Here is a 20,279-nt window from a genome sequence, read left to right on the forward strand (position 1 = left end):
ACGCGCGGGCCGCGCCCTTCTCCCTATTCATCCGCATCCGCGCCCAGTAGCGCATCTCCCAGCAAACCGTTCGCTTCTTCGCCCGGCAGCGCTTCGACATCGCGCAGCTTGCGGTTCATCATGCGCGTGCGTGTTTCTGCCGCTTCAATCGAACGCGTCACCGTTTCGAGCTGCGACTTCGTCTTCGCCAGCACGTCGCCGAACTTGCCGAACTCGGTCTTCACCGCCCCAAGCACCTGCCAGACCTCGCTCGAACGTTTTTCGATGGCGAGCGTGCGAAAGCCCATCTGCAAGCTGTTGAGCAGCGCCGTGAGCGTGGTCGGCCCGGCAATGGTCACGCGGTAATCACGTTGCAGCATATCCGTGAGACCCGGCCGGCGCAGGATCTCGGCATAGAGTCCTTCCGTAGGCAGGAACAGCAACGCGAAGTCCGTGGTATGCGGCGGCGCGACGTATTTCTCCGCAATCGTGCGGGCCTCGGCGCGAATCCGCGCTTCGAGCGCGCGTGACGCGTCTTCGACCGCCACCGGATCGGCACGCTCCTGCGCATCGATCAGACGTTCGTAGTCCTCGCGCGGAAATTTGGCATCGATCGGCAGCCATACCGGTACCGCGGGACCATCCGGATCCTGGCGCCCCGGCAGCTTGATGGCGAATTCGACCCGGTCGGCACTCTTCGGAATGGTCGCGACGTTCTTCGCATACTGATCGGGCGTCAACAGCTGTTCGAGCAAGGCCTCCAGTTGCACCTCGCCCCACGTGCCGCGTGTCTTGACGTTGGTCAACACCTTCTTCAGATCGCCCACACCCGCGGCCAGCGTCTGCATTTCGCCCAGCCCGCGATGCACCTGTTCCAGACGATCCGACACCTGCTTGAACGATTCACCGAGCCGCTGTTCAAGCGTGGCATGCAGCTTCTCGTCGACCGTGCGACGCATTTCTTCGAGCTTGGTCGAGTTGTTCGCCTCGATGTCCTTCAAGCGCTGTTCGATCGTCGCGCGCACTTCGGCAAAGCGGCGGTCGTTCGCTTCCATCAGTTGTCCGAGCTGCAACGTCAGCGTCTCGCCAAAACGCCCCAGCGCGACGCCCTGCTCGTCGCGCGCCTGCTGGGCCTGCTGTTGCAGGCTATGGCGCGTGGTCTCAAGCTGCAGCGCATTCGTTTCGGTCAGTTTGACAAGCTGCTGGGCGAAGCTATCGATCTTGCCGTTCTGTAGCGTCGTCATACTGGTGAACTGCGTGGCGAGCGTCTGTTGAAACTGCGCGAATCCGCCGTTCAGTTCGCCGCGCGAGACACGCGCGGTTTGCTCGATCTCGCTGCGCAACTCGCGTTCGAGCCGCTCGAACGCGCGTGTCTGTGCTTGCGCAGCCGAGCCGATGTGGTCGCCCAGGTCGTCGAGCTGCGCCTCCAGCTCGCCATGGCGGCCGCCACGCATCAATATCAGCAAGGCGATCACCAAAGCCACCGCCAGCACGACGACCGCCGCGAGCAAAATCATCGTCATGCGCGTGCCTTGCCGATCACGTCCGGATTGACCGGATTGGCGGGACGTCCGGCATTCGGCCCCTCGCCAAGCCCCGCGATCAGATTGTCCGCGGCGAGATTGGCCATCGCGCGCCGGGTCGATTCGGTGGCGCTCGCGATATGCGGTGTCAGCACGACATTCGACACCGTGAGCAACGCCGGATTCAGGTTCGGTTCGCCTTCGTAGACATCGAGCCCCGCCGCGGCGATCCGTTTGGCGCGCAAGGCCTCGGCCAGTGCCGCGTCGTTGACGATGCCGCCGCGCGCAATGTTGGTGAGCGTCGCGGTCGGCTTCATCTGCGCGAGTTCCGCCGCGCCGATCGTGTGATGGTTCTCCTTGGTATACGGCAACACGAGCACGACGTGATCAGCCCGTTTCAACAACTCCGCTTTCGATACATATTGCGCGTTCAGTTCGGCCTCGATCTCCGGCGCGACCTGCGAGCGGTTGTGATAGATCACCTGCATATTGAAGCCGCGGGCGCGGCGCGCCAGCGCCTGGCCGATCCGCCCCATGCCGATCACACCAAGGGTCGAGCCATACACGTCCGAGCCGAGAAAACCGTCATACGCCCATTTTTGCCACTGCCCGGCGCGCAGCCAGTGTTCGGACTCGGTGACGCGGCGGGCCGCTGCCATCATCAGCGCCCAGCCGAAGTCGGCGGTCGATTCGTTGAGCACATCCGGCGTATTGGTGCCGAGGACATGCGCCGCGTTGAACGCAGCCATGTCGAAATTGTTGTAGCCCACGGCCATATTCGACACCACCCGCAGACGCGGCGCCGCCGCCAGCGCAGCCGCGCCGACCGGATCGCCGGCGGTCAGCGCGCCGTCCTTGTCGGCCAGCCGGCGCGTCAGTTCTTCGGCGGAGAGAACTTCGCCGTTGTTCCAGTCAACCTCGAAATACTGTTTGAGGCGTTCGATTACATCCGGGAAAATCGGACGGGCAACAAGGATCTTCTGCATTGCAACTCTCCAGATAGCGCGGCGTAACCGTCAACGGTCCCGCCGTCGTCAACCGCTAAAAGAACAACCAGGTCGTGACGAGAAATACCGGCACCAGTATCGCGCCCGACCATCCCAGATAGACAAAAAAACTCGGCATACGCACGCCGCGCGATTCCGCAATGGCCTTCACCATGAAGTTTGGCGCATTGCCGATATAGCTGTTCGCGCCCATGAATACCGCGCCCGCCGAGATCGCGGCCAATGTGCTCGCGCCGTGGGTCATCAGGGCCGACGCATCGCCGCCGGCCAGATTGAAAAACACCAGATAGGTGGGCGCATTGTCGAGGAACGACGACAGCAAACCGGTGGCCCAGAAATACATTGCGTCATGCGGCTGACCGGATGCGTCGTTGACCCCATGCGCGATGCCCGCGAAGGCGCCGGCGTCACCGGCGCGCAAAATCGTGATGACCGGTGCAATCGTCACGAAGATGCCGGCAAACAGCTTCGCCACCTCTTCGATCGGTGCCCAGTTGAAGGCATTGCCAACCCGCGCTGCGCGCGGCGTCACCGCCAGCGACAGCCACGCGATACCGATCAGCGCCACGTCGCGCAGCGCGTTTTGCAGCGCGACGGGCGTGCCGAACACGTCGAACGCAATGCCCGGCTTCCACAACCCGCTCATCAGCACGAGCGCGATCACCATGCCCAGCAGCACGAAATTGATTTTGCCGTCGATACCCAGGTACGGCGTGTCGGGCGTGGGATCGAGAAACGGCGCACGCGCCTCTTCGCGACGATGGTAGTAGTACGAATCGAGCGCGTAAAACAACACCAGCAGCACGCCGCAGACGAACAGCATCGGCAACGCCAGATGCGTGCTGGTCCAGAAGAAACTCACGCCGTTGAGAAAACCCAGAAAGAGCGGCGGGTCGCCGAGCGGCGAGAGCGAGCCGCCCGCATTGGCGACCAGAAAGATAAAGAACACGACGACGTGTACGACATGCTGGCGGTTGTCGTTGGCGCGCAAGAGCGGCCGGATCAGCAGCATGGCCGCGCCGGTCGTGCCCATGATGCTTGCGAGCACCGTACCCAGCGCGATGATCGCCGTATTCGTGCGCGGCGTGCCGTGCAGGTTGCCGCGCACGCAGATACCACCCGCCACGGTATAGAGCGCAGTCAACAATACGATGAACGGCACGTACTCTTCGAGCATCGCGTGCACGAAAGCAGCGAACGCGACGCCCACGCCGAACGCGACGGCGAATGGCACGAGAAACACGATCGCCCACGCCGCCGCGATTTTGCCGAAATGGTGATGCCAGAAGGTTGGCGCGATGAGCGGCAACACCGCGATCGACAACAGCACGCCGGCAAACGGCACGCCCCACCATGCCGACAGCGTCGCGCCGTCAAGCGTAGCGGCCGATGCCTCTTGCGACCCCAGTGCGAGTGCGCCGGCGAGCACCATGCCCGTCCATCCAGCATGTCGCGTCATAGCTGAAGCATCCTTTTTTTCAGGCTGCGCGAGGCGCGGATCAGAAGCGCGCTGGGCCCGCGGCGCACAGACACCCGCCACGCATTCCGCTCACACGCCACGCACGACAATCGCATGCACACGATACGGCCCATGTGCGCCGAGCACGATGGTTTGCTCGATATCGCCGGTGCGCGACGGGCCCGACACGAAGTTCACCGCGCGCGGCAACTCGCCGCGTTCAGCGCGGATCAGCTCGAATGCCTCTTCATGACCGGCGACGATCCGCGACGCCGGCACGATGGCAATGTGCGTTTCGGGCAGCAGCCCGGCGGATGCATAGGTTTCGGGTCCGGACAGCAGCACCAGTGTGCCGGTCTCCGCTGTCGCACAGAAGCAACCCGTGATGCCGACCACGTCGAGATCTACGGGCTTGCGAAATTCGACCGCGAGACCGGCGTCAGCCCAGCCGAGATCCTGAAGCGTTTGCCAGGCAATCGCCTGAACGGGCAAGCCGTGCTGCATGAGATAGCGGTATGCCGCGGCCGGCACCTCGCTCAATGCTCTGACGGTCTCGACGGTGGTCGCCATCTTCTGCGCTTCGTCGATAAAGCGTGCAACGAGATCGTCCGGCATGGGAGGCCGCGGGCCTTGCGGATGACGCGCCAGATAATCCGCGGCGGCCTCGTGCTCGGCGGCGGCAGGTTCGGCTTCGCGCCCCTGCGCTGCGCGAATGCGCGCGAGAATGTTGCGGCGGGCGATCGATGTATCCATGGGCGAAGTCCTCGCGAGGTTCTCGTTGCGATAGCCGTGCGGCGTCGCGAGGATTATACCGGCCACCCCGTGCGCGAACACTCGTCCAGATGGCCAAAGCGGGCGCCGCAAAGGCGCCTGCCGCAAACCTTACTTCGACGCGTCCTCGTCCGGCTGCTTGATGCCGAACACCTGCCGCAGGTAGGCCAGATAGGCCTTGTCTTCACACATGTTCTTGCCCGGCGAATCGGACAGCTTGGCGACCGGCTGGCCGTTGCAGCGAACCATCTTGATGACGATCTGCAGCGGGTTATAGCCGAGGTCGTTGGTCAGATTGGTGCCGACGCCGAACGCCAGCTTGCAGCGGTCGCGGAAGCGTTCGTACAGTTGCAGGACCTTCGGAATATCCAGCGCGTCCGAGAACACCAGCACCTTGGTGCGCGGATCGCAGCGGTTCGCCTCGTAGTGCTTGAGCAGGCGCTCGCCCCAGTCGAACGGATCGCCGGAGTCGTGGCGCGCGCCGTCGAACAGCTTGCAGAAGTACATATCGAAATCGCGCAGGAACGCTTCCATGCCATAGACATCCGAGAGCGCAATGCCGAGGTCGCCGCGATATTCCTTCGCCCACATCTCGAAGCCGTAGATCTGCGAATCGCGCAGCCGCGGACCCAGCGCCTGACAGGCCTGCAGATACTCATGGGCCATCGTGCCGAGCGGCGTCAGGCCATGTTTCATGGCGTAAAAGACATTGCTCGTGCCGGTGAACTGCTCACCCAGGTCGTCTTTCAGCGTCAGGATCACCTCTTCGTGCCAGCGCTTCGAGAAGCGCCGCCGCGTGCCGTAATCGGCGATCTTGCAGTCCGCGTATTCGGGGCGCGCGCCGAGCAGCTTGATTTTCTCGGACAGACGCTCGCGGCCTTCGCCATACGCCGGCTCGCGCTGCGTGTTGCGAAAGTAGACTTCATTGACGATCGACAGCACCGGAATCTCGAACAGGATCGTATGCAGCCATGGACCCTTGATCTCGATGTCGATTTCGCCGTTGCCCTTCGGCGAAGGCGTGATCGAAATGTACTTGTCGTTCAGATGGAAGAGCGCGAGGAACTCGATGAAATCGCCCTTGATGAAGCGCATGCGCCGCAGATAGTCGAGTTCGTCGTCGCTGAAGCGCAGTTCGCACAGCTTGCGCACTTCGCCGCGTATCTCGTCGATATACGGCACGAGGTCGACGTTCGGCGTCCGGCAGCGGAAGCGGTATTCCACGCTCGCGGCAGGAAAATGATGCAAGACCACCTGCATCATCGTGAACTTGTACAGATCGGTATCGAGCAGCGAAGTAATGATCATGATGGTACAAACCGGACTGCTGAAGAAACGGAAGGCCTCGACTGGCCCATGCGCCAGCGGCACGCCCCGGCGCGCCGACCTGACGCATGTTACCCGAATGCGCTCGCCCCGATGGCGCCGCCGGCCGGTACGCCCGCGGCGCCATAAACTAATCACGAAAACGTCTAAACCGGTTGGGCGCCTGCGACATGCGCCACTTGACGTTACGTTACAATAGCGCTTTTGGCGTTTCGCCTCCCCAGATACCGCATGCAGGAGCTGCCTGAATGACTCACGTTGTGACCGAAAGCTGCATCAAATGCCGCTATACCGACTGCGTTGATGTGTGCCCGGTGGACTGCTTTCGCGAAGGTCCCAACTTTCTCGCGATCGACCCCGATGAGTGCATCGACTGCGCTGTGTGCGTCGCCGAATGTCCGGTGAATGCCATCTACGCGGAAGAAGACGTGCCGGGTGACCAGCAGGACTTCATCGCGCTGAACGCCGATCTCGCCAAGAACTGGCCCAGCATCACGAAAACCAAGGCTCCGCTGCCCGAGGCAGACGAGTTCAAGGACGTGAAGGAAAAGCTGACGCTGCTCGCCCGCTGAGCGGCCACGGGCGCTGCGCTCGCCACCCGCGAGACAGCGCTGCACCGCTCGTGTCGACCCGCGTTCGCGCGTGGGCGCGCGACTTCGGTCCATCCAGGATGCCTGCGGTTCGAATGAAATAGAGATGAACTCGGGGTCTTGACAGGCCTTGGAGCACCCCCTACAATTTCGCTTCTCTGCTGTTGTTGTTCCCCGATAGCTCAGTCGGTAGAGCGCCGGACTGTTAATCCGTAGGTCCCTGGTTCGAGCCCAGGTCGGGGAGCCAAAAATTGCAAAGGCCCGTTAACCAAGACGGGCTTTTTTATGTAAAGGTTGTACTGCTGTTCCTCGATAGCTCAGTCGGTAGAGCGCCGGACTGTTAATCCGTAGGTCCCTGGTTCGAGCCCAGGTCGAGGAGCCAAAATTTCGAAGGCCCGCATTCGTGCGGGCCTTTTTGTTTTTGCGGCGTGCACTGCTCTGCCTTGTGCGATTACGCTCCTTCTTACGCGCACAGGACGCGAGTCATCGCGGACTTCCCGCGCTCAACCGTCCCCAACTCAGCCGCCGTCGCACAACCCTCCGCCGTGCTCGCCGTTATACGATGGTGCTTTCCCTGCGCGATCATTCCAGTCTCCCGATGAAATCCACCTTGTTCTGCGTCGCACTCGCCGCTGCCGCCCTCCTCGCTCCGCTTGTCCATAGCGAGGAAGTCGCCAGCGTGAATACCAACTTCCATCTCACCGGCTCCGACCGCGTGGTGGTCGAGGCCTACGACGATCCACTCGTCACCGGCGTCACCTGCTATGTGTCGCGGGCACGCACGGGCGGCATCAAAGGAACGCTGGGCATCGCCGAAGATCCGACCGAGGCCTCGATTGCCTGCCGGCAAGTCGCGGCAATCAAGTTCACCGGCCCGCTCAAGCAGCAAGCCGATGTGTTTTCCGTGAGCATGTCGCTGATCTTCAAGACACTGCACGTCGTGCGCGTGGTCGATGCGAAGCGCAACACACTGGTGTATCTGACCTACAGCGACCGCGTCGCGAGCGGTAGCGCGAAAAACAGCGTGACGGCCGTGCCGATGCCTGCCGGCACCAGCATCCCGTTGAAATGAAAGCGGCGGCTACGGAACGCTTCGGCCCGCGCTAAACTGGCAGGCCGAGCCGGATTTTTGTCATGACCGTCACCCGTTTCCGCAATTCCGCCCGCTACTGGCGCACGCCGCTTTTGCCCGGCGCGGACCTGCTCACGGCCGAATATCACGATCACACGTTCGCGCCGCATTGGCACGACGCGTACACCATCCCCGTGATCGTCGCCGGCGCGGAAGGGTACCGCTACCTGGGCACGGACTACGTCGCGGAAGCGGGCAGCGTGCCCATCATCAATCCGGGTGAACTGCACACGGGCGCGCGAGCCATCGAGGAAGGCTGGCGCTACCGCGTGCTGTACGCGCCGGTGGACTTCATCCAGCAACTCGCCACCGACGTCGCTGGCCAGCAACAGGCATTGCCGTGGTTCGAACCTGGCGTGATCCGCGATCCGGAACTCGCCCAACGGCTCGCATGCGCACACCGTCTGCTCGAGGCGCAGGCCGATCCGCTCATGGCGGAAGCGGCGATGCTCGACGCCCTGTCGACGTTGCTGGTCCGCTATTCGGGCAGCCAGACCAAGCCGGCGCGGCTCGCCGCCGACGACGCCCGCGTCGCCACCATGAAAGAACACCTGACTGGCGACCTCGCCATGCCGCTCCAGCTAGCCGAACTGGCGGGCGCCGTGGGATTGTCGCCGTTCCACGCCGCGCGCCTGTTCGCTCAGGGCACCGGTTTGCCGCCGCATGCCTGGCGCAACCAGGTCCGGTTGCAGCGAGCGCTGGCGCCCTTGCGCGCAGGCGTCCCGGTCACCGAGGTCGCCGCGGCCAGTGGCTTTACCGATCAGAGCCACTTCACCCGGCATTTCCGCCGCATGTTCGGCGTGCCGCCGGGGCGCTGGCAGGCGGCCTGAAGGCGGCGATACGGCCGCTTTACCGCAAGAACGTACAAGTCTGCGCGCTCCTGCTCGGCTATGCTCGCCAGACCAAGGAGGCCAGCTTGACCCATCCCAACCGCTCCACCGAATTCACCGCCGGCGCGCGCGACATCATCCCCATGATGGTCGGTGCAGCACCGTTTGGCGTGATCTTCGGCACGCTCGTCACGTCCGGCCCGCTGCACCTGTGGCACGGGCAATTGATGTCGCTGGTCGTCTTCGCCGGTTCGGCCCAGTTCATTGCGCTGGGCCTCATTGCAGGCCACACGAGCTTCGCCGTGGTGTGGGCCACTACCCTCGTCGTCAACCTGCGCCATGTGCTGTACAGCGCCACGCTCGCCCCTTACGTCTCGCATCTGCCGTTGCGCTGGCGGCTCGCGCTCGGCGGCGTGCTCACCGACGAAGTCTTCGCCGTCGCCTGGTCGCATTACCGGCATCATCCGCCCGGATCGGTGAGTCCGTACTACTTCCTCGGCGCAGGCCTCGCGATGTATATCAACTGGCAGATATGGACGCTGGCCGGCCTGCTGTTCGGCGCGGCGTTCCCTGGTCTGCAGTCGCTTGGCCTCGATTTCGCCATGGTCGCCACCTTTATCGCGATCGTGGTGCCGCAACTCGTTGCGCTGCGCTATCTTGCCGCCGCCGTCACTTCGGGCGCGCTGGCGTTCTTCTGGCAGGCATGGCCCTACAAGCTGGGCCTGCTCGGCGCCGTATTCGCGGGAGTCGTGGTCGGCGTGCTGTTGTCGCGTCCGCGCGGCCGTACGCGCACCGTGGAGATGATCCGATGATGAATTACGTCGTCCTGATTCTCGGCATGGCCGCCATCACGTGGACGATCCGCGCCGCGGTTTTCGTGCTCGGCGACCGCCTGGTGTTCCCGCCGCTCGTCCGCACCGCCCTCGGCTTCGTGCCGGTGACGGTGCTGACGGCCATCATCGTGCCAATGGCCGTCTCGCCGCACGGCGGCGGCGCCGAGCTGACCTGGCGCAATCCGCAACTGGTTGGCGCGCTCGCCGCCGTGGCGGTCAGCGCGTTGACGCGCCGCCCTCTGCTGACCATTGCCGTCGGCCTCGCGGTATTTTTCGTCTGGCAAGGCGTCGTGCTGAAATAGAGCCGGCCACCTGGGTCGCGCAGATCGACTGCGCGCCTTGTGCAGCGCCGCATCCGGCCCCGGCCCCGGCCGCCACATCCGGGCTCATCCTCAAGTTTTGCCCTGATCCGCCGTTATGCAGTCGAGGTCCGCTCGTCGGGAAGATACCCCCGCTGGTTACGCGGCAACAAGCAGGATCAACCGCGTCGAGCATCGACGTCGCCCTCCCACGAGGGCAGTTCGCAAATGGCGGCACTTTTGCGATGCCACGCGGGAGGACCAAACGGGATAAGACATGGGTCAGATCACCCTTTCACTCAAAGACGAAACCGTCGCGAATCTGCGCAAGGATTTCGACGCTTTTTTGCGCGTTTCGCTCAAGCTCGACCCGCAATTCGCGACGCCGTCGTTCGAGGATTTTCTACGCGCCAAGCTGCTCGACAACATGCTGCCGCTCACCGAACACGCGGTGAAGCGGATGTTGCAGGGCGGCCAGTACGCGTGGGCCAAACGCACGCTCGACAAGGAATTTCCGGACGTCGTCGCGATTCTGATGCAGCAGGCCTCCGAGTTCGGTTTCGGCTTCGCCTCGCGCTCGGAATGGACCCCTGAGGAACTGGCCAAGCAGTGCCACGACTGGGCGGCGGCCATCGTCAAGGAATCGGAAGGCGATGCGTCGCTGGTGGATCCGCTCGCCGCACAGATCAAGGGCGCCGCGCAGGACATCCAGGCGCTGGAAGAAGCCATGCAGACGCCCGCGTGGCGGCTCGTCGAGTCGCTGCGGCAGCGGGTGTACGAAGCGAAAGTGGCGTGTGAGACGAGTATTGGCAGCACCGCGCGCGAGAAGCTCGGCGAGCTACGCGGCCTGCTGCGCCTCGGCATTTCCCACGGCTCGTTCCAGAAGCAGGAAGCGCAACAGATCATGGAGTATCTGCGTCTCCTGAAGCCGGACATTTTTGTTGAAGAGCCGTACGACGTTTTCTCGCGCCTCGCGGCGTGGCTGCGCGCGTTCTTTACGCCGCCCCCGCGGCCAGCGCAGACACGGCAGCAACAGCAGACCCGCTAGACCGCATTCTGGCGTCGGATATTACGCGCCCCGCGTGCCTTCGGTCCCAGCCGGGCCGTCGGGCCGTCGGGCCGGACTCAACTCCACATGCTCTTGAGCTTCGCCGCAATGTCGAGCTTCGCCTGCGCCGCGGCTGCGAGTCCGGCCGCGCTCGGCGCCGCGGGCTCAGCCACGCGCGGCCACGCATAGGCATCGAAGAGCGGCAGCAGATGCGCCGGGATGAAGCGTGTGCGCGACGCCCACACGTGCCGGTCGCCCAGATGCGTCTGGTTATGCACATAAAAGCGCTGCGGCACGACAAGGTGCAGGTCCTCTTTGGCGCGTGTCATCGCCACATACAGCAGGCGCCGCTCCTCGTCGATCTCCGCTTCGCTGCCGGTGCCGAGATCCGAAGGGATGCAGCCGTCGACCCCGTTCAGCACGAACACATTGCGCCACTCCTGACCTTTCGCCGAATGAATCGTGGAAAGGATCAGATAGTCCTCGTCGAGCAAGGGCACGCCGGCTTCGCCGCTGGTGGCGTCGGGCGGATCGAGCGTCAGTTCCGTGAGGAAGCGCTCGCGCGATGCATACGTAGCGGCGATGCTTTCCATTTGCAGCAGATCCGCGTGACGCATGGCGGCGTCCTCGTGGTTGCGCTCGAGGTGCGGCTCGTACCAGCGGCGAATCAACTCGAACTCCGCCGGCCAGGGCGAATTCAGGCTGCACACGCTCGACATCAGCGCAACAAAGGGCTGCCAGTCTTCGAAGGCGCGCGGCGGCGGCGCGAACTCGCCCAACGCGCTGACGGTGCCGCGGCCCGGTCCGCTCTCGCTATCCAGGGCACCATGCACGGCGACGGCATCGAGCAGCCGCCCGGCCGTCGCCGGACCCACGCCGGGCAGCAATTGCATGACGCGGAACCCGGCGACCCGGTCGCGCGGATTTTCCGTCCAGCGCAGCACGGCCAGCACGTCTTTCACGTGCACTGAATCGAGAAATTTGAGGCCGCCGAACTTGACGAACGGGATGTTGCGCCGCGTCAGTTCGACTTCCAGCGCGGCGCTGTGGTGCGCGGCCCGGAACAGCACCGCTTGCGCTTTCAGCTTCATGCCCGCTTCGCGCGCTTCGAGCACCTGCTCGACCACGTAGCGCGCCTGGTCGGCTTCATCCGCCACGCTCACGAGACGCGGGCGCTGTGCCGAGGCCTTGTCGGTCCACAGGTTCTTCGTGAAACGCTCGGTGGCGAGCCCGATCACCGCGTTCGAAGCGGCCAGAATCGGTTGGGTGGAGCGGTAGTTACGTTCGAGCGTGACCTGCTTTGCCGGCGGATTGAAGTGCGCCGGGAAATCGAGGATGTTGCGCACCGTCGCGCCACGAAACGAATAAATCGACTGGGCGTCGTCGCCCACCACCGTCAGGCCGCGTCCATCCGGCTTCAAGGCCAGCAGGATCGACGCCTGCAGGCGGTTGGTATCCTGATACTCGTCTACCAGCACGTGGTCGAAGCGGCCTGCGAGGTCGGCTGCAATGGCCGGTTGTACGGCCATCAGCGACCAGTAGAGCAGCAGATCGTCGTAGTCGAGCACGCTCTGTTTCTGCTTGGCCTCGACATAGGTGGCAAACAGCATGCGCAGATCCGCCTCCCATTCGCGGCACCACGGAAAGGCGTTGTCGAGCACGTCCGCCAACGCCGCGCCCGTGTTGACCACGCGCGAGTAAATGGCGAAACAGGTGCTTTTGGCCGGAAAGCGCCGCTCTTTCGCAGACAGCCCGAGTTCGTGCCGCACCAGGTTCATCAGGTCGGCGGAATCCTCCCGGTCGTTGATCGTGAAAGTGGGAGCGAGGCCGATCGAGTCGGCATATTCGCGCAACAACCGCGCGCCGATGCCGTGAAACGTGCCCGACCACGTCAGCCCCTGCGCCACCGCTGCCCGCGCGCCCAGCGCCTCGCTGGCGATGCGCGTTACCCGCCGGGTCATTTCCACTGCGGCCCGGCGCGAAAAAGTCAGCAACAGGATGCGGCGCGGATCGACGCCCTTGACGACCAGGTGCGCCACGCGATGCGCCAGCGTATTGGTCTTGCCTGACCCCGCGCCGGCGATCACCAGCAAAGGACCGCACAGTTCGGTGGGATGCGCGGTGCCATATTCGACGGCTTCACGCTGCGCCTCGTTGAGCTTCGCCAGCCAGGCGGAGGCAGCGGAGGCGGCGGAGGCGGCCGTATCGGACGGCGCGGATTCGGCAGCGGGAAGCACGGTGGTCGGGATCGGGAAGTAAGGGTCGCAGGATAGGATCAACGCCGCATACTGTATATCCATACAACCGGCGTCGACAAGCGCCCTTTTTTGCCAGTCAAACCAGCCAAGGCGGTTGCACCGCCTCACCGCCCTGGCCTCGCCGCTTAGTGCTTGACGTCCGAAGCGTCATCCTGGCTCGGCGTCTGACCTTGCATGTCCATCTTCATTTCGTTGTTGGCGGTCTGTTTGTCCGCCTTCTTGTTGATCTTGGCGTCCTGAACCTGCTGCTTGTACTTCTGCTTGGCCGCGGCTTGCTGCTCCTTCATCTCGGCCTTCGAGGCCTTCTTCGACGCGCTGTATTCGGCGTTGGCCTTGGCGTCCGCATCACGCTTTTGCACCAGCGGATCGGTCGAACCCGTGGCGGTCAGGCGCTGCGGTGCCGGCGTCACGCCTTGTGCGGCAGGAGCGGCCGGCATGGCGTTGTCGGCGGGTGGCGCCATCATCGGCTGGCCGGCCGTGCCGGCATCCGGCTGCGCGTTGGTTTGCGCAAACGCGCCAGTGGCGGCAAAAGCGCTCAGGGCGGTACCGATCAGGAGCGAACGAATCTGGGTCATGGCTATCCTCTCTAAAATTGTTGTCAGAACTCGGGCATCGACACATGCATCGTCCGGTCAGACCACGCCGGAAACGCCGAGTTCTTCTACAGACCGGCCGTTTGCGAGTGAAGTTCGCGATAAACGCTCCATGTTACGGAACGTTTCATTTTCTAACAAACACCCAACAGCCGGATTTCATTTATCCGGTTTCCGCATCGTCCAGGCCTCTTAGCCGGCTTCTGGCTTATGATGCGAACCCCGTTACCCGAGCCGCAATCGCCATGCCCAATCTCGATTTCACCCTCACCGGCGAGTACGTCGAACTGCACAATCTCCTGAAGATAATGGGCCTCGCGGACAGCGGCGGCTCCGCCAAACTGATGGTGGCCTCGGGCGCGGTGACGGTCGACGGCAAGGTTGAGCTACGTAAAACGTGCAAGATCCGCGCGGGACAAGTCGTGTTGCTCGGCGACACCCGCATTGCCGTGCACGAGGCGTAGCGCCACTGCGCGACCGTTCTCAGCTGCCCCGCGCCGCCTCCCGGCATCCGCACCAAAAATGTGCTTACAGATCGACAACAGCCCGCCTACCCAATAAGCTGTCACTTTTGACAGAACGGCGCGGGCACTGCGCGCCGCCGTGCATTCCTGATGACCCAATCCGGCCTCTCCCGGGTGGCCGCCCCGCCGCCGACCTTATCGCGTCACGCCGCCGACACCGCCCGCCTCGCCGCCCCACTCGCCATTGCCCAGCTGTCGCAGATGGCCATGGGCGTCACCGACACGATCCTGCTCGGCTCGCTCGGTCCTGACGCGCTCGCCGCCGGCGGTCTCGGCGCGAACCTGTTCTTCGTGGTGGTGACGCTGCTGCAGGGCGTACTCACTTCGGTGAGCGTGAGCGTCTCGCATGCGCGCGGCGCCCAGGCCGAACATCGCGTGCCGCATATTTACTGGACCGGGCTCGTCATGTCGGTGCTGCTGTCGATCCCCGCCTTCATGCTGTTGTCGTTCGCCACGCCTGTCCTGCTGGCATTCGGCGAACCGGCCCTGCTCGCGCATAACGTCGGCGCATACACGGCCGTTCTGCGCTGGGGCGCGCTCGGCAGCCTGATCGGGATCGGCCTGATGCGCTCGTTCCTGCCGGCCATCGGCGCGGCGAAGCGTCTGCTTTGGGTCTCACTGGCTGGCGTGTTCGTGAACGGCTTTCTGAACTACGGCCTGATCCACGGTGTACACGGTCTGCCGCGACTCGGCTTTCTGGGTTCGGCCACGGGCACCACGATCACCGTCTGGCTGACGGCGCTCGTGCTGATGGCGTGGCTGCATCTGCGGCCCCGCTATCGTCATTTCGTCACGGCGACGCGGCCCAGATTGCCGATGATGGGCGAATTGTTCGGTATCGGCTGGCCGGTGGCGATCACCTATGGCGTCGAATCCACGCTCTTTCTGGCCACCGGCCTGATGGTCGGGCTGCTCGGCGAATCGCAACTCGCGGCGCACCAGATCGCGCTGAACGTCGCATCCGTGGCGTTCATGGTGCCGCTCGCGATCGGCCAGGCGGCCAACGTGCGGGTGGGCTACTGGTCGGGCGCGGGGCAGCCGCTCGCCGCCCGTCATGCCGGCTTTGTCGCCATCGCGCTCGGGGTCGCCTTCATGTCGTTGTCGGGGCTGGTGCTGATTCTCGCGCCGCACTGGATCGTCGGCCTGTATCTGCATCTGGACGACCCCGCCAACGCGGCCACCGTCAAGCTCGCCAGTTCGCTGCTCGGCGTCGCCGCCATCTTCCAGATCGTCGACGGCATGCAGACGGTCGGCTCGGGCTGTCTGCGTGGCCTGAAAGACACGCGCGTGCCGATGATGGCCGCGGCCTTCGGCTACTGGGCGATCGGTTTTCCAACCGGCTACACGCTGGCGTTTCACTTCGGACTTGGCGCGCGCGGACTGTGGTGGGGACTCGCCGCCGGCCTCGCGAGCGTCGCACTGCTGATGACGCTGCGTTTTCACCGGCTGAGCCTGCGGCGCGTTCCGGCAGCTTCGAAGCCGGCGGCATGAAGTCCAGCCCGTCTCAAACCCAACCCTTCGCCAAAACAGAATCAAGGACCTCCTGACATGCTTGCCCGGGTAACCCGTCTCTTTCCGCTGTGGGCCGTGCTGATTTCGCTCACCGCCTACTTTTCGCCGGCCTCCTTCAGCCCCATCGCACCGCACGTCACCACGCTTCTGACCATCATCATGCTGGCGATGGGCGTGACCCTCTCCGTCGCCGATTTCAAACGTGTCTTTACGCGCCCCGCACCGGTCGTCGCCGGTATCGTGCTGCACTATCTGGTGATGCCGCTCGCGGCCTGGGGAATTGCCAAGGCGCTGCGCATGCCGCCGGATCTCACCGCCGGAATGGTGCTGGTGGGCAGCGTCGCAAGCGGGACTGCCTCGAACGTGATGATCTACCTGGCGCGCGGCGACGTGGCGCTGTCGGTGACGATCAGCGCGCTGTCGACGCTGGTCGGCGTGTTCGCCACGCCGTTGCTCACGCGCCTCTATGTCGACGCATCGATCGCCGTCGACGTGCACGGCATGCTGATGAGCATCCTGGAGATCGTCGCCTTGCCGATTGTCGCCGGTCTCATCATCAATCATCTGTGCGGCAAGCTGGTGCGCAAGGTCGAACCGGTTCTGCCGCTCGTGTCGATGATCGCGATCCTGCTGATCATCTCGGCAGTGGTGGGCGGCACGCAGAAGAGCATTGCGTCGGTCGGGTTGCTGGTGATGGTCGGCGTGGTGCTGCACAACGGCATCGGCCTGCTCGGCGGTTATTGGGGCGGCCGGCTGCTCGGCTTCAACGAAGCCGTGTGCCGCACGCTCGCCATTGAGGTCGGCATGCAGAATTCCGGGCTTGCCGCCACGCTCGGCAAGCTGTATTTCTCGCCGCTCGCGGCATTGCCGGGCGCCTTGTTCTCGGTATGGCACAACCTGTCGGGATCGCTGCTTGCCGGTTACTGGGCGGCCCGTCCCGCAAAGGGATCCACGCAGCCTGACGGCGCATCGGCCTTCGAAGCCGAACGCGGATAGAGCAGTTCGCGGGAGCCGCGCGAGCGCTCCCGCCAGATGCATGCATGGCGAGCCCCGTGCAAGCGCACTGGGTTCCAGTATTCAGCTGTCGAACCTACTTCATCAGTATGACTAACAGACTCGCCTGTCGTGGTTGAAGCGATGCGCCTGTCATAGCTGAAACGACACGCCAGGTCGTCACACCGAAACAGCGACACGCCCCTTCAGTGCCAACGTCACCTGCGCGCTACGGCCACTGATCCGGCCGATTCCCCTTAGAATGCTTTCTCAACCGAGTCCAGATGCATCCGGTGCGCGTCTTCATCCATGAAGCGTGCGCGCACCGAATCAAGCGGAGGCATAGCGTGCCGGCGTACGACAGCAACAACATCGCGTCGCAATCTCATCGGCACCCCGAACGGATCGCGCCGTTCGTGCTTAACGCAACGCGCACTGCGATCCGCACGGCAACGCGCATCGGCAAGCGTTGCCTGCTGTTGTGGGTCGCCGCGGCACTTTTGACCGCCTGCGCGAGCCGCCCACCCGCTGCCGCGTTCGACCGCCCCGTCAGCCACGCGCTGCCGCCGACTACCGCCACCGCACTCGGCACGGCCCTCGCCCCCATCGAAACGGCCCATCCTGGCGAGTCGGGTTTTCGCGTCCTCTCGAACGGCACCGAAGCGCTGCAGATGCGTATCGCGCTCGCCCGCGCCGCGACGAAGACGCTCGATATGCAGTACTACATTGCCAACGAAGACACCACCGGCAAACTGCTGCTCGGCGCCGCGCTCTACGCCGCCGATCACGGCGTGCGCGTGCGCATGCTGGTCGACGACCTGAATTTCAAGGACATCGACGACGTAATGGCAAGCCTGAACTCGCATCCCAACATCGAGGTTCGCGTCTTCAATCCGTACGGCAGCACGCATCAAAGCATGTTCGAGCGCACCACGAACCTGCTGACCAAAATCGATCAGTTCACGCGCCGCATGCACAACAAGGCGATGATTGCGGACAACCAGCTGGCGATCGTCGGCGGCCGCAATCTCGGCGATGAATATTTCAGCGCGAGCCCGACGCTGCAGTTCCGCGACCTCGACGTGCTGGCAGCCGGCCCGATCACGGCCGATGTCTCCGCCAGCTTCGACGAGTACTGGAACAGTTCGGGCGCTTATCCGTTGAAGGCGCTGAACCATCAAACCTTCTCGCAGGAGGAGCTGGATGCGACGCGCGATGCGTTGCGCGCGCACTGGCGCAGCAACGCCGATCCGTATAACGCGAAGCCGCTGAATGCCACGCCGCTTGCCACGCAGATCGCCGAGGATCAGCTCGACCTCACCTGGGCCGCGGCGGAATTCAAGGCCGACACGCCCGGCAAGATCGATCAGCCCTCGCCCGATTACGTCAGTCCGCCACTGCAACGGCTCGTCGAACTGATGAAGGACGCGCAGACGGAATTTCTGGTGGTGTCGCCGTATTTCGTGCCGCACGATGCCGGCGTGAAAGCACTCGCGCAACTCACGCAGCGCGGTGTGCGGGTCGCCGTGCTGACCAATTCGCTCGCCGCCACCGACGCGGTCGCGGTTCAGGCCGGCTACAGCCCGTACCGTGTGCCGCTGTTGCAAAACGGTGTCGAACTGTATGAGTTCAAGCCGGAGCAACGCAGTCCGCAGTTGTCGGTCGCGGGCTCGCATTCGCGCGCGAGTCTGCATGCGAAGACTTACGTGATCGATCGCAAGATCCTCGTCATCGGTTCGATGAATCTCGATCCGCGCTCGGCCAATCTGAACACCGAAATGGCGCTCGTGATCCATAGCCCGGACCTGGCCGGCCAGGTGGCGGCCATCTTCGACCGCGCCACGGCACCCGAGATCAGCTACCGCGTGACGTTAGCGACACCGGCACAACTTGCCGGACTCGGCTACATTGGAGCGCCGCAGTCGAAACTCGAATGGACCGATGTCGAGAACGGCACGCAGCGCACCTATATCTTCGACCCGCAGGCGGGTTTCTACCGGAATCTGCTGACGGGTCTATTCTTGCTATTGCCCGTCCAGGGACAGCTTTGATGGCGCCATGCGGCTGCGGCGCACAGGCCATCCGAACCACGCAGTTATTCAGCAAAAGCGGAGTTGAACCATGAACGAAGACGTACGATTGGAGCGCGACACGTTCGGCGAGATAGCCGTGCCGAACGCTCGTCTGTGGGGCGCGCAAACCCAGCGTTCCCTGCAGAATTTCAAGATCTCCACGGAGAAGCAATCGCCCGAACTGATTACGGCGCTGGCTGTCATCAAACGCGCCGCCGCCGAAGTCAATCTGGGCCTCGGCGTGCTCGACGAGAGCAAGGCGAAGGCCATCATGCAGGCCGCCGACGAGATCATCGAAGGCAAGCATGCCGGCGAATTTCCGCTGGCGGTGTGGCAAACGGGTTCCGGCACGCAGACCAACATGAACCTCAACGAGGTGATTGCCAACCGGGCGAGCGAATTGATGGGCGGCGAGCGCGGCGAAGCGCGCAAGGTGCATCCGAACGACGACGTGAATCGCGGCCAGTCGTCCAACGACGTGTTCCCGACCGCCATGCACGTGGCCGCGGCCGTGGGCATCGTCAAGCATCTGGTGCCTGCGCTGAAGACGCTGCGCGCGACGCTCGACGGCAAGGCAAAGGCGTTTGCCGGGATCGTCAAGATTGGCCGCACGCATTTGCAGGACGCGACGCCGCTGACGCTCGGCCAGGAATTCTCCGGCTATGTCGCGCAACTCGACCACGGCATTCGCCACGTCGAAACGGCGCTGCCGCATTTGTATGAACTGGCGCAAGGCGGCACGGCGGTCGGCACCGGTTTGAACGCACATCCGCAGTTCGCCGACAAGGTCGCGGCGGCGATCGGCAAGCTGACCGGCGTGCCGTTCGTCTCGGCGCCGAACAAATTCGAAGTGATGGCCGCCGCCGATGCGCTGGTGTTCGCACACGGCGCGCTCAAGACCGTGGCCGCCAGCCTGATGAAGATCGCCAACGACGTGCGCTGGCTCTCGAGCGGTCCGCGTTGCGGGCTGGGCGAGCTATCGATTCCAGAGAACGAGCCGGGCAGCTCGATCATGCCGGGCAAGGTCAATCCGACCCAGTCCGAAGCCATGACCATGCTGTGCTGCCAGGTATTCGGCAACGATGTCGCCGTGAACATGGGCGGCGCAAGCGGCAACTTCGAACTGAACGTTTTCCGCCCGATGATCGCGCATAACGTGCTGCAATCGATTCGTCTGATCGCCGACGGCGCACACAGCTTCAACGACAACTGCGCGGTGGGCATCGAGCCGAATCGCGATCGCATCGACACCTTGCTCAACGAGTCGCTGATGCTGGTGACCGCGCTCAATCCGCACATCGGCTACGACAAGGCCGCCAAGATCGCGAAGAAGGCGCACAAGGAAGGCACCACGCTCAAGGCCTCGGCGCTGGCACTCGGTTTTGTCACCGAGCAGCAGTTCGACGAATGGGTACGGCCGCACGACATGGTCGGCCATACGCCGGGTTGAACTCAGGTCACGTCGAGGCGTGATCGTGAAGCCGGGTTTCGCGTGCAGCGAAACCCGGCGAAGCGGTGTCGAAACTGGGG

At 63.9% G+C, this 20,279-nt stretch carries 18 protein-coding genes and 2 tRNA genes; 13 read left to right on the forward strand and 7 right to left on the reverse strand.

Annotated features, from left to right (window positions below):
* Positions 1–23: 23 nt before the first annotated feature.
* The 5 genes from P3T43_RS14995 to pncB form a co-directional block, all read right to left on the reverse strand.
* Complete coding sequence (locus P3T43_RS14995) at positions 24–1,502, reverse strand: DNA recombination protein RmuC (protein WP_429281817.1); 1,479 nt, start codon at positions 1,500–1,502, stop codon at positions 24–26.
* Positions 1,499–2,488 carry a 2-hydroxyacid dehydrogenase gene (locus tag P3T43_RS15000; RefSeq protein ID WP_429281818.1) on the reverse strand — a complete coding sequence of 330 codons (990 nt, stop codon included), beginning with the start codon at positions 2,486–2,488 and terminating at the stop codon, positions 1,499–1,501. The genes P3T43_RS14995 and P3T43_RS15000 overlap by 4 nt, the downstream gene beginning before the upstream one ends.
* Before the next feature lie 55 nt (positions 2,489–2,543).
* Positions 2,544–3,968, reverse strand: a complete 1,425-nt coding sequence (locus P3T43_RS15005; protein WP_429281819.1) for a sodium:proton antiporter — start codon at positions 3,966–3,968, stop codon at positions 2,544–2,546.
* A gap of 90 nt (positions 3,969–4,058) precedes the next feature.
* Entirely contained in the window at positions 4,059–4,721 is a 663-nt protein-coding gene (locus P3T43_RS15010) for a LutC/YkgG family protein (protein ID WP_429281820.1), read from the reverse strand.
* Positions 4,722–4,850: 129 nt separating this feature from the next.
* Entirely contained in the window at positions 4,851–6,047 is a 1,197-nt protein-coding gene (gene pncB / locus P3T43_RS15015) for a nicotinate phosphoribosyltransferase (protein ID WP_429281821.1), read from the reverse strand.
* Between the two features lie 266 nt (positions 6,048–6,313).
* Here pncB and fdxA point away from each other — a divergent pair, with 266 nt between their 5' ends.
* From fdxA to P3T43_RS15055, 8 genes are all read left to right on the forward strand, one after another.
* A complete protein-coding gene (fdxA, locus tag P3T43_RS15020; RefSeq protein ID WP_429281822.1) occupies positions 6,314–6,637 on the forward strand; it encodes a ferredoxin FdxA in 324 nt (107 codons plus the stop codon).
* A 189-nt stretch (positions 6,638–6,826) separates the two neighbouring features.
* Positions 6,827–6,902 (forward strand) — tRNA-Asn (locus P3T43_RS15025).
* 59 nt (positions 6,903–6,961) lie between these two features.
* Positions 6,962–7,037 (forward strand) — tRNA-Asn (locus P3T43_RS15030).
* A 216-nt stretch (positions 7,038–7,253) separates the two neighbouring features.
* A complete protein-coding gene (locus P3T43_RS15035; RefSeq protein WP_429281823.1) occupies positions 7,254–7,727 on the forward strand; it encodes a CreA family protein in 474 nt (157 codons plus the stop codon).
* A gap of 62 nt (positions 7,728–7,789) precedes the next feature.
* Positions 7,790–8,617, forward strand: a complete 828-nt coding sequence (locus P3T43_RS15040) for an AraC family transcriptional regulator (protein WP_429281824.1) — start codon at positions 7,790–7,792, stop codon at positions 8,615–8,617.
* Between the two features lie 143 nt (positions 8,618–8,760).
* A complete protein-coding gene (locus P3T43_RS15045; protein ID WP_429281932.1) occupies positions 8,761–9,429 on the forward strand; it encodes an AzlC family ABC transporter permease in 669 nt (222 codons plus the stop codon).
* Positions 9,429–9,752 (forward strand): AzlD domain-containing protein, encoded by a 324-nt coding sequence (locus P3T43_RS15050; RefSeq protein WP_429281933.1) that lies wholly within the window; start codon positions 9,429–9,431, stop codon positions 9,750–9,752. The genes P3T43_RS15045 and P3T43_RS15050 overlap by 1 nt, the downstream gene beginning before the upstream one ends.
* Positions 9,753–10,026: 274 nt before the next feature.
* Entirely contained in the window at positions 10,027–10,797 is a 771-nt protein-coding gene (locus P3T43_RS15055; RefSeq protein ID WP_429281825.1) for a DUF4088 family protein, read from the forward strand.
* A 77-nt stretch (positions 10,798–10,874) separates the two neighbouring features.
* Here P3T43_RS15055 and P3T43_RS15060 read toward each other — a convergent pair whose 3' ends face one another.
* Both P3T43_RS15060 and P3T43_RS15065 read right to left on the reverse strand, forming a co-directional pair.
* The gene (locus P3T43_RS15060; RefSeq protein ID WP_429281826.1) at positions 10,875–13,097 is read right to left on the reverse strand and encodes an ATP-dependent helicase; all 2,223 of its coding nucleotides are present in this window, start codon (positions 13,095–13,097) and stop codon (positions 10,875–10,877) included.
* Positions 13,098–13,180: 83 nt separating this feature from the next.
* A complete protein-coding gene (locus P3T43_RS15065) occupies positions 13,181–13,630 on the reverse strand; it encodes a hypothetical protein (RefSeq protein WP_429281827.1) in 450 nt (149 codons plus the stop codon).
* A 263-nt stretch (positions 13,631–13,893) separates the two neighbouring features.
* Between P3T43_RS15065 and P3T43_RS15070 the strand changes: the two genes are divergently transcribed.
* The 5 genes from P3T43_RS15070 to fumC all read left to right on the forward strand — a co-directional run bounded on the left by P3T43_RS15070 (position 13,894) and on the right by fumC (position 20,199).
* Positions 13,894–14,112: an RNA-binding S4 domain-containing protein gene (locus tag P3T43_RS15070; protein WP_429281828.1), complete on the forward strand. Its 219-nt coding sequence runs from the start codon at positions 13,894–13,896 to the stop codon at positions 14,110–14,112.
* 150 nt (positions 14,113–14,262) lie between these two features.
* Positions 14,263–15,663 (forward strand): MATE family efflux transporter, encoded by a 1,401-nt coding sequence (locus P3T43_RS15075; protein WP_429281829.1) that lies wholly within the window; start codon positions 14,263–14,265, stop codon positions 15,661–15,663.
* Positions 15,664–15,720: 57 nt separating this feature from the next.
* A complete protein-coding gene (gene panS / locus P3T43_RS15080) occupies positions 15,721–16,680 on the forward strand; it encodes a ketopantoate/pantoate/pantothenate transporter PanS (protein ID WP_429281830.1) in 960 nt (319 codons plus the stop codon).
* 470 nt (positions 16,681–17,150) lie between these two features.
* The gene (locus P3T43_RS15085) at positions 17,151–18,728 is read left to right on the forward strand and encodes a phospholipase D family protein (RefSeq protein WP_429281934.1); all 1,578 of its coding nucleotides are present in this window, start codon (positions 17,151–17,153) and stop codon (positions 18,726–18,728) included.
* Positions 18,729–18,798: 70 nt separating this feature from the next.
* Positions 18,799–20,199: a class II fumarate hydratase gene (fumC, locus tag P3T43_RS15090; RefSeq protein ID WP_429281831.1), complete on the forward strand. Its 1,401-nt coding sequence runs from the start codon at positions 18,799–18,801 to the stop codon at positions 20,197–20,199.
* The last annotated feature ends 80 nt before the right edge of the window (positions 20,200–20,279 follow it).

This window comes from Paraburkholderia sp. GAS41 (assembly GCF_050436545.1).
In the GTDB taxonomy this organism is placed as follows: domain Bacteria; phylum Pseudomonadota; class Gammaproteobacteria; order Burkholderiales; family Burkholderiaceae; genus Paraburkholderia.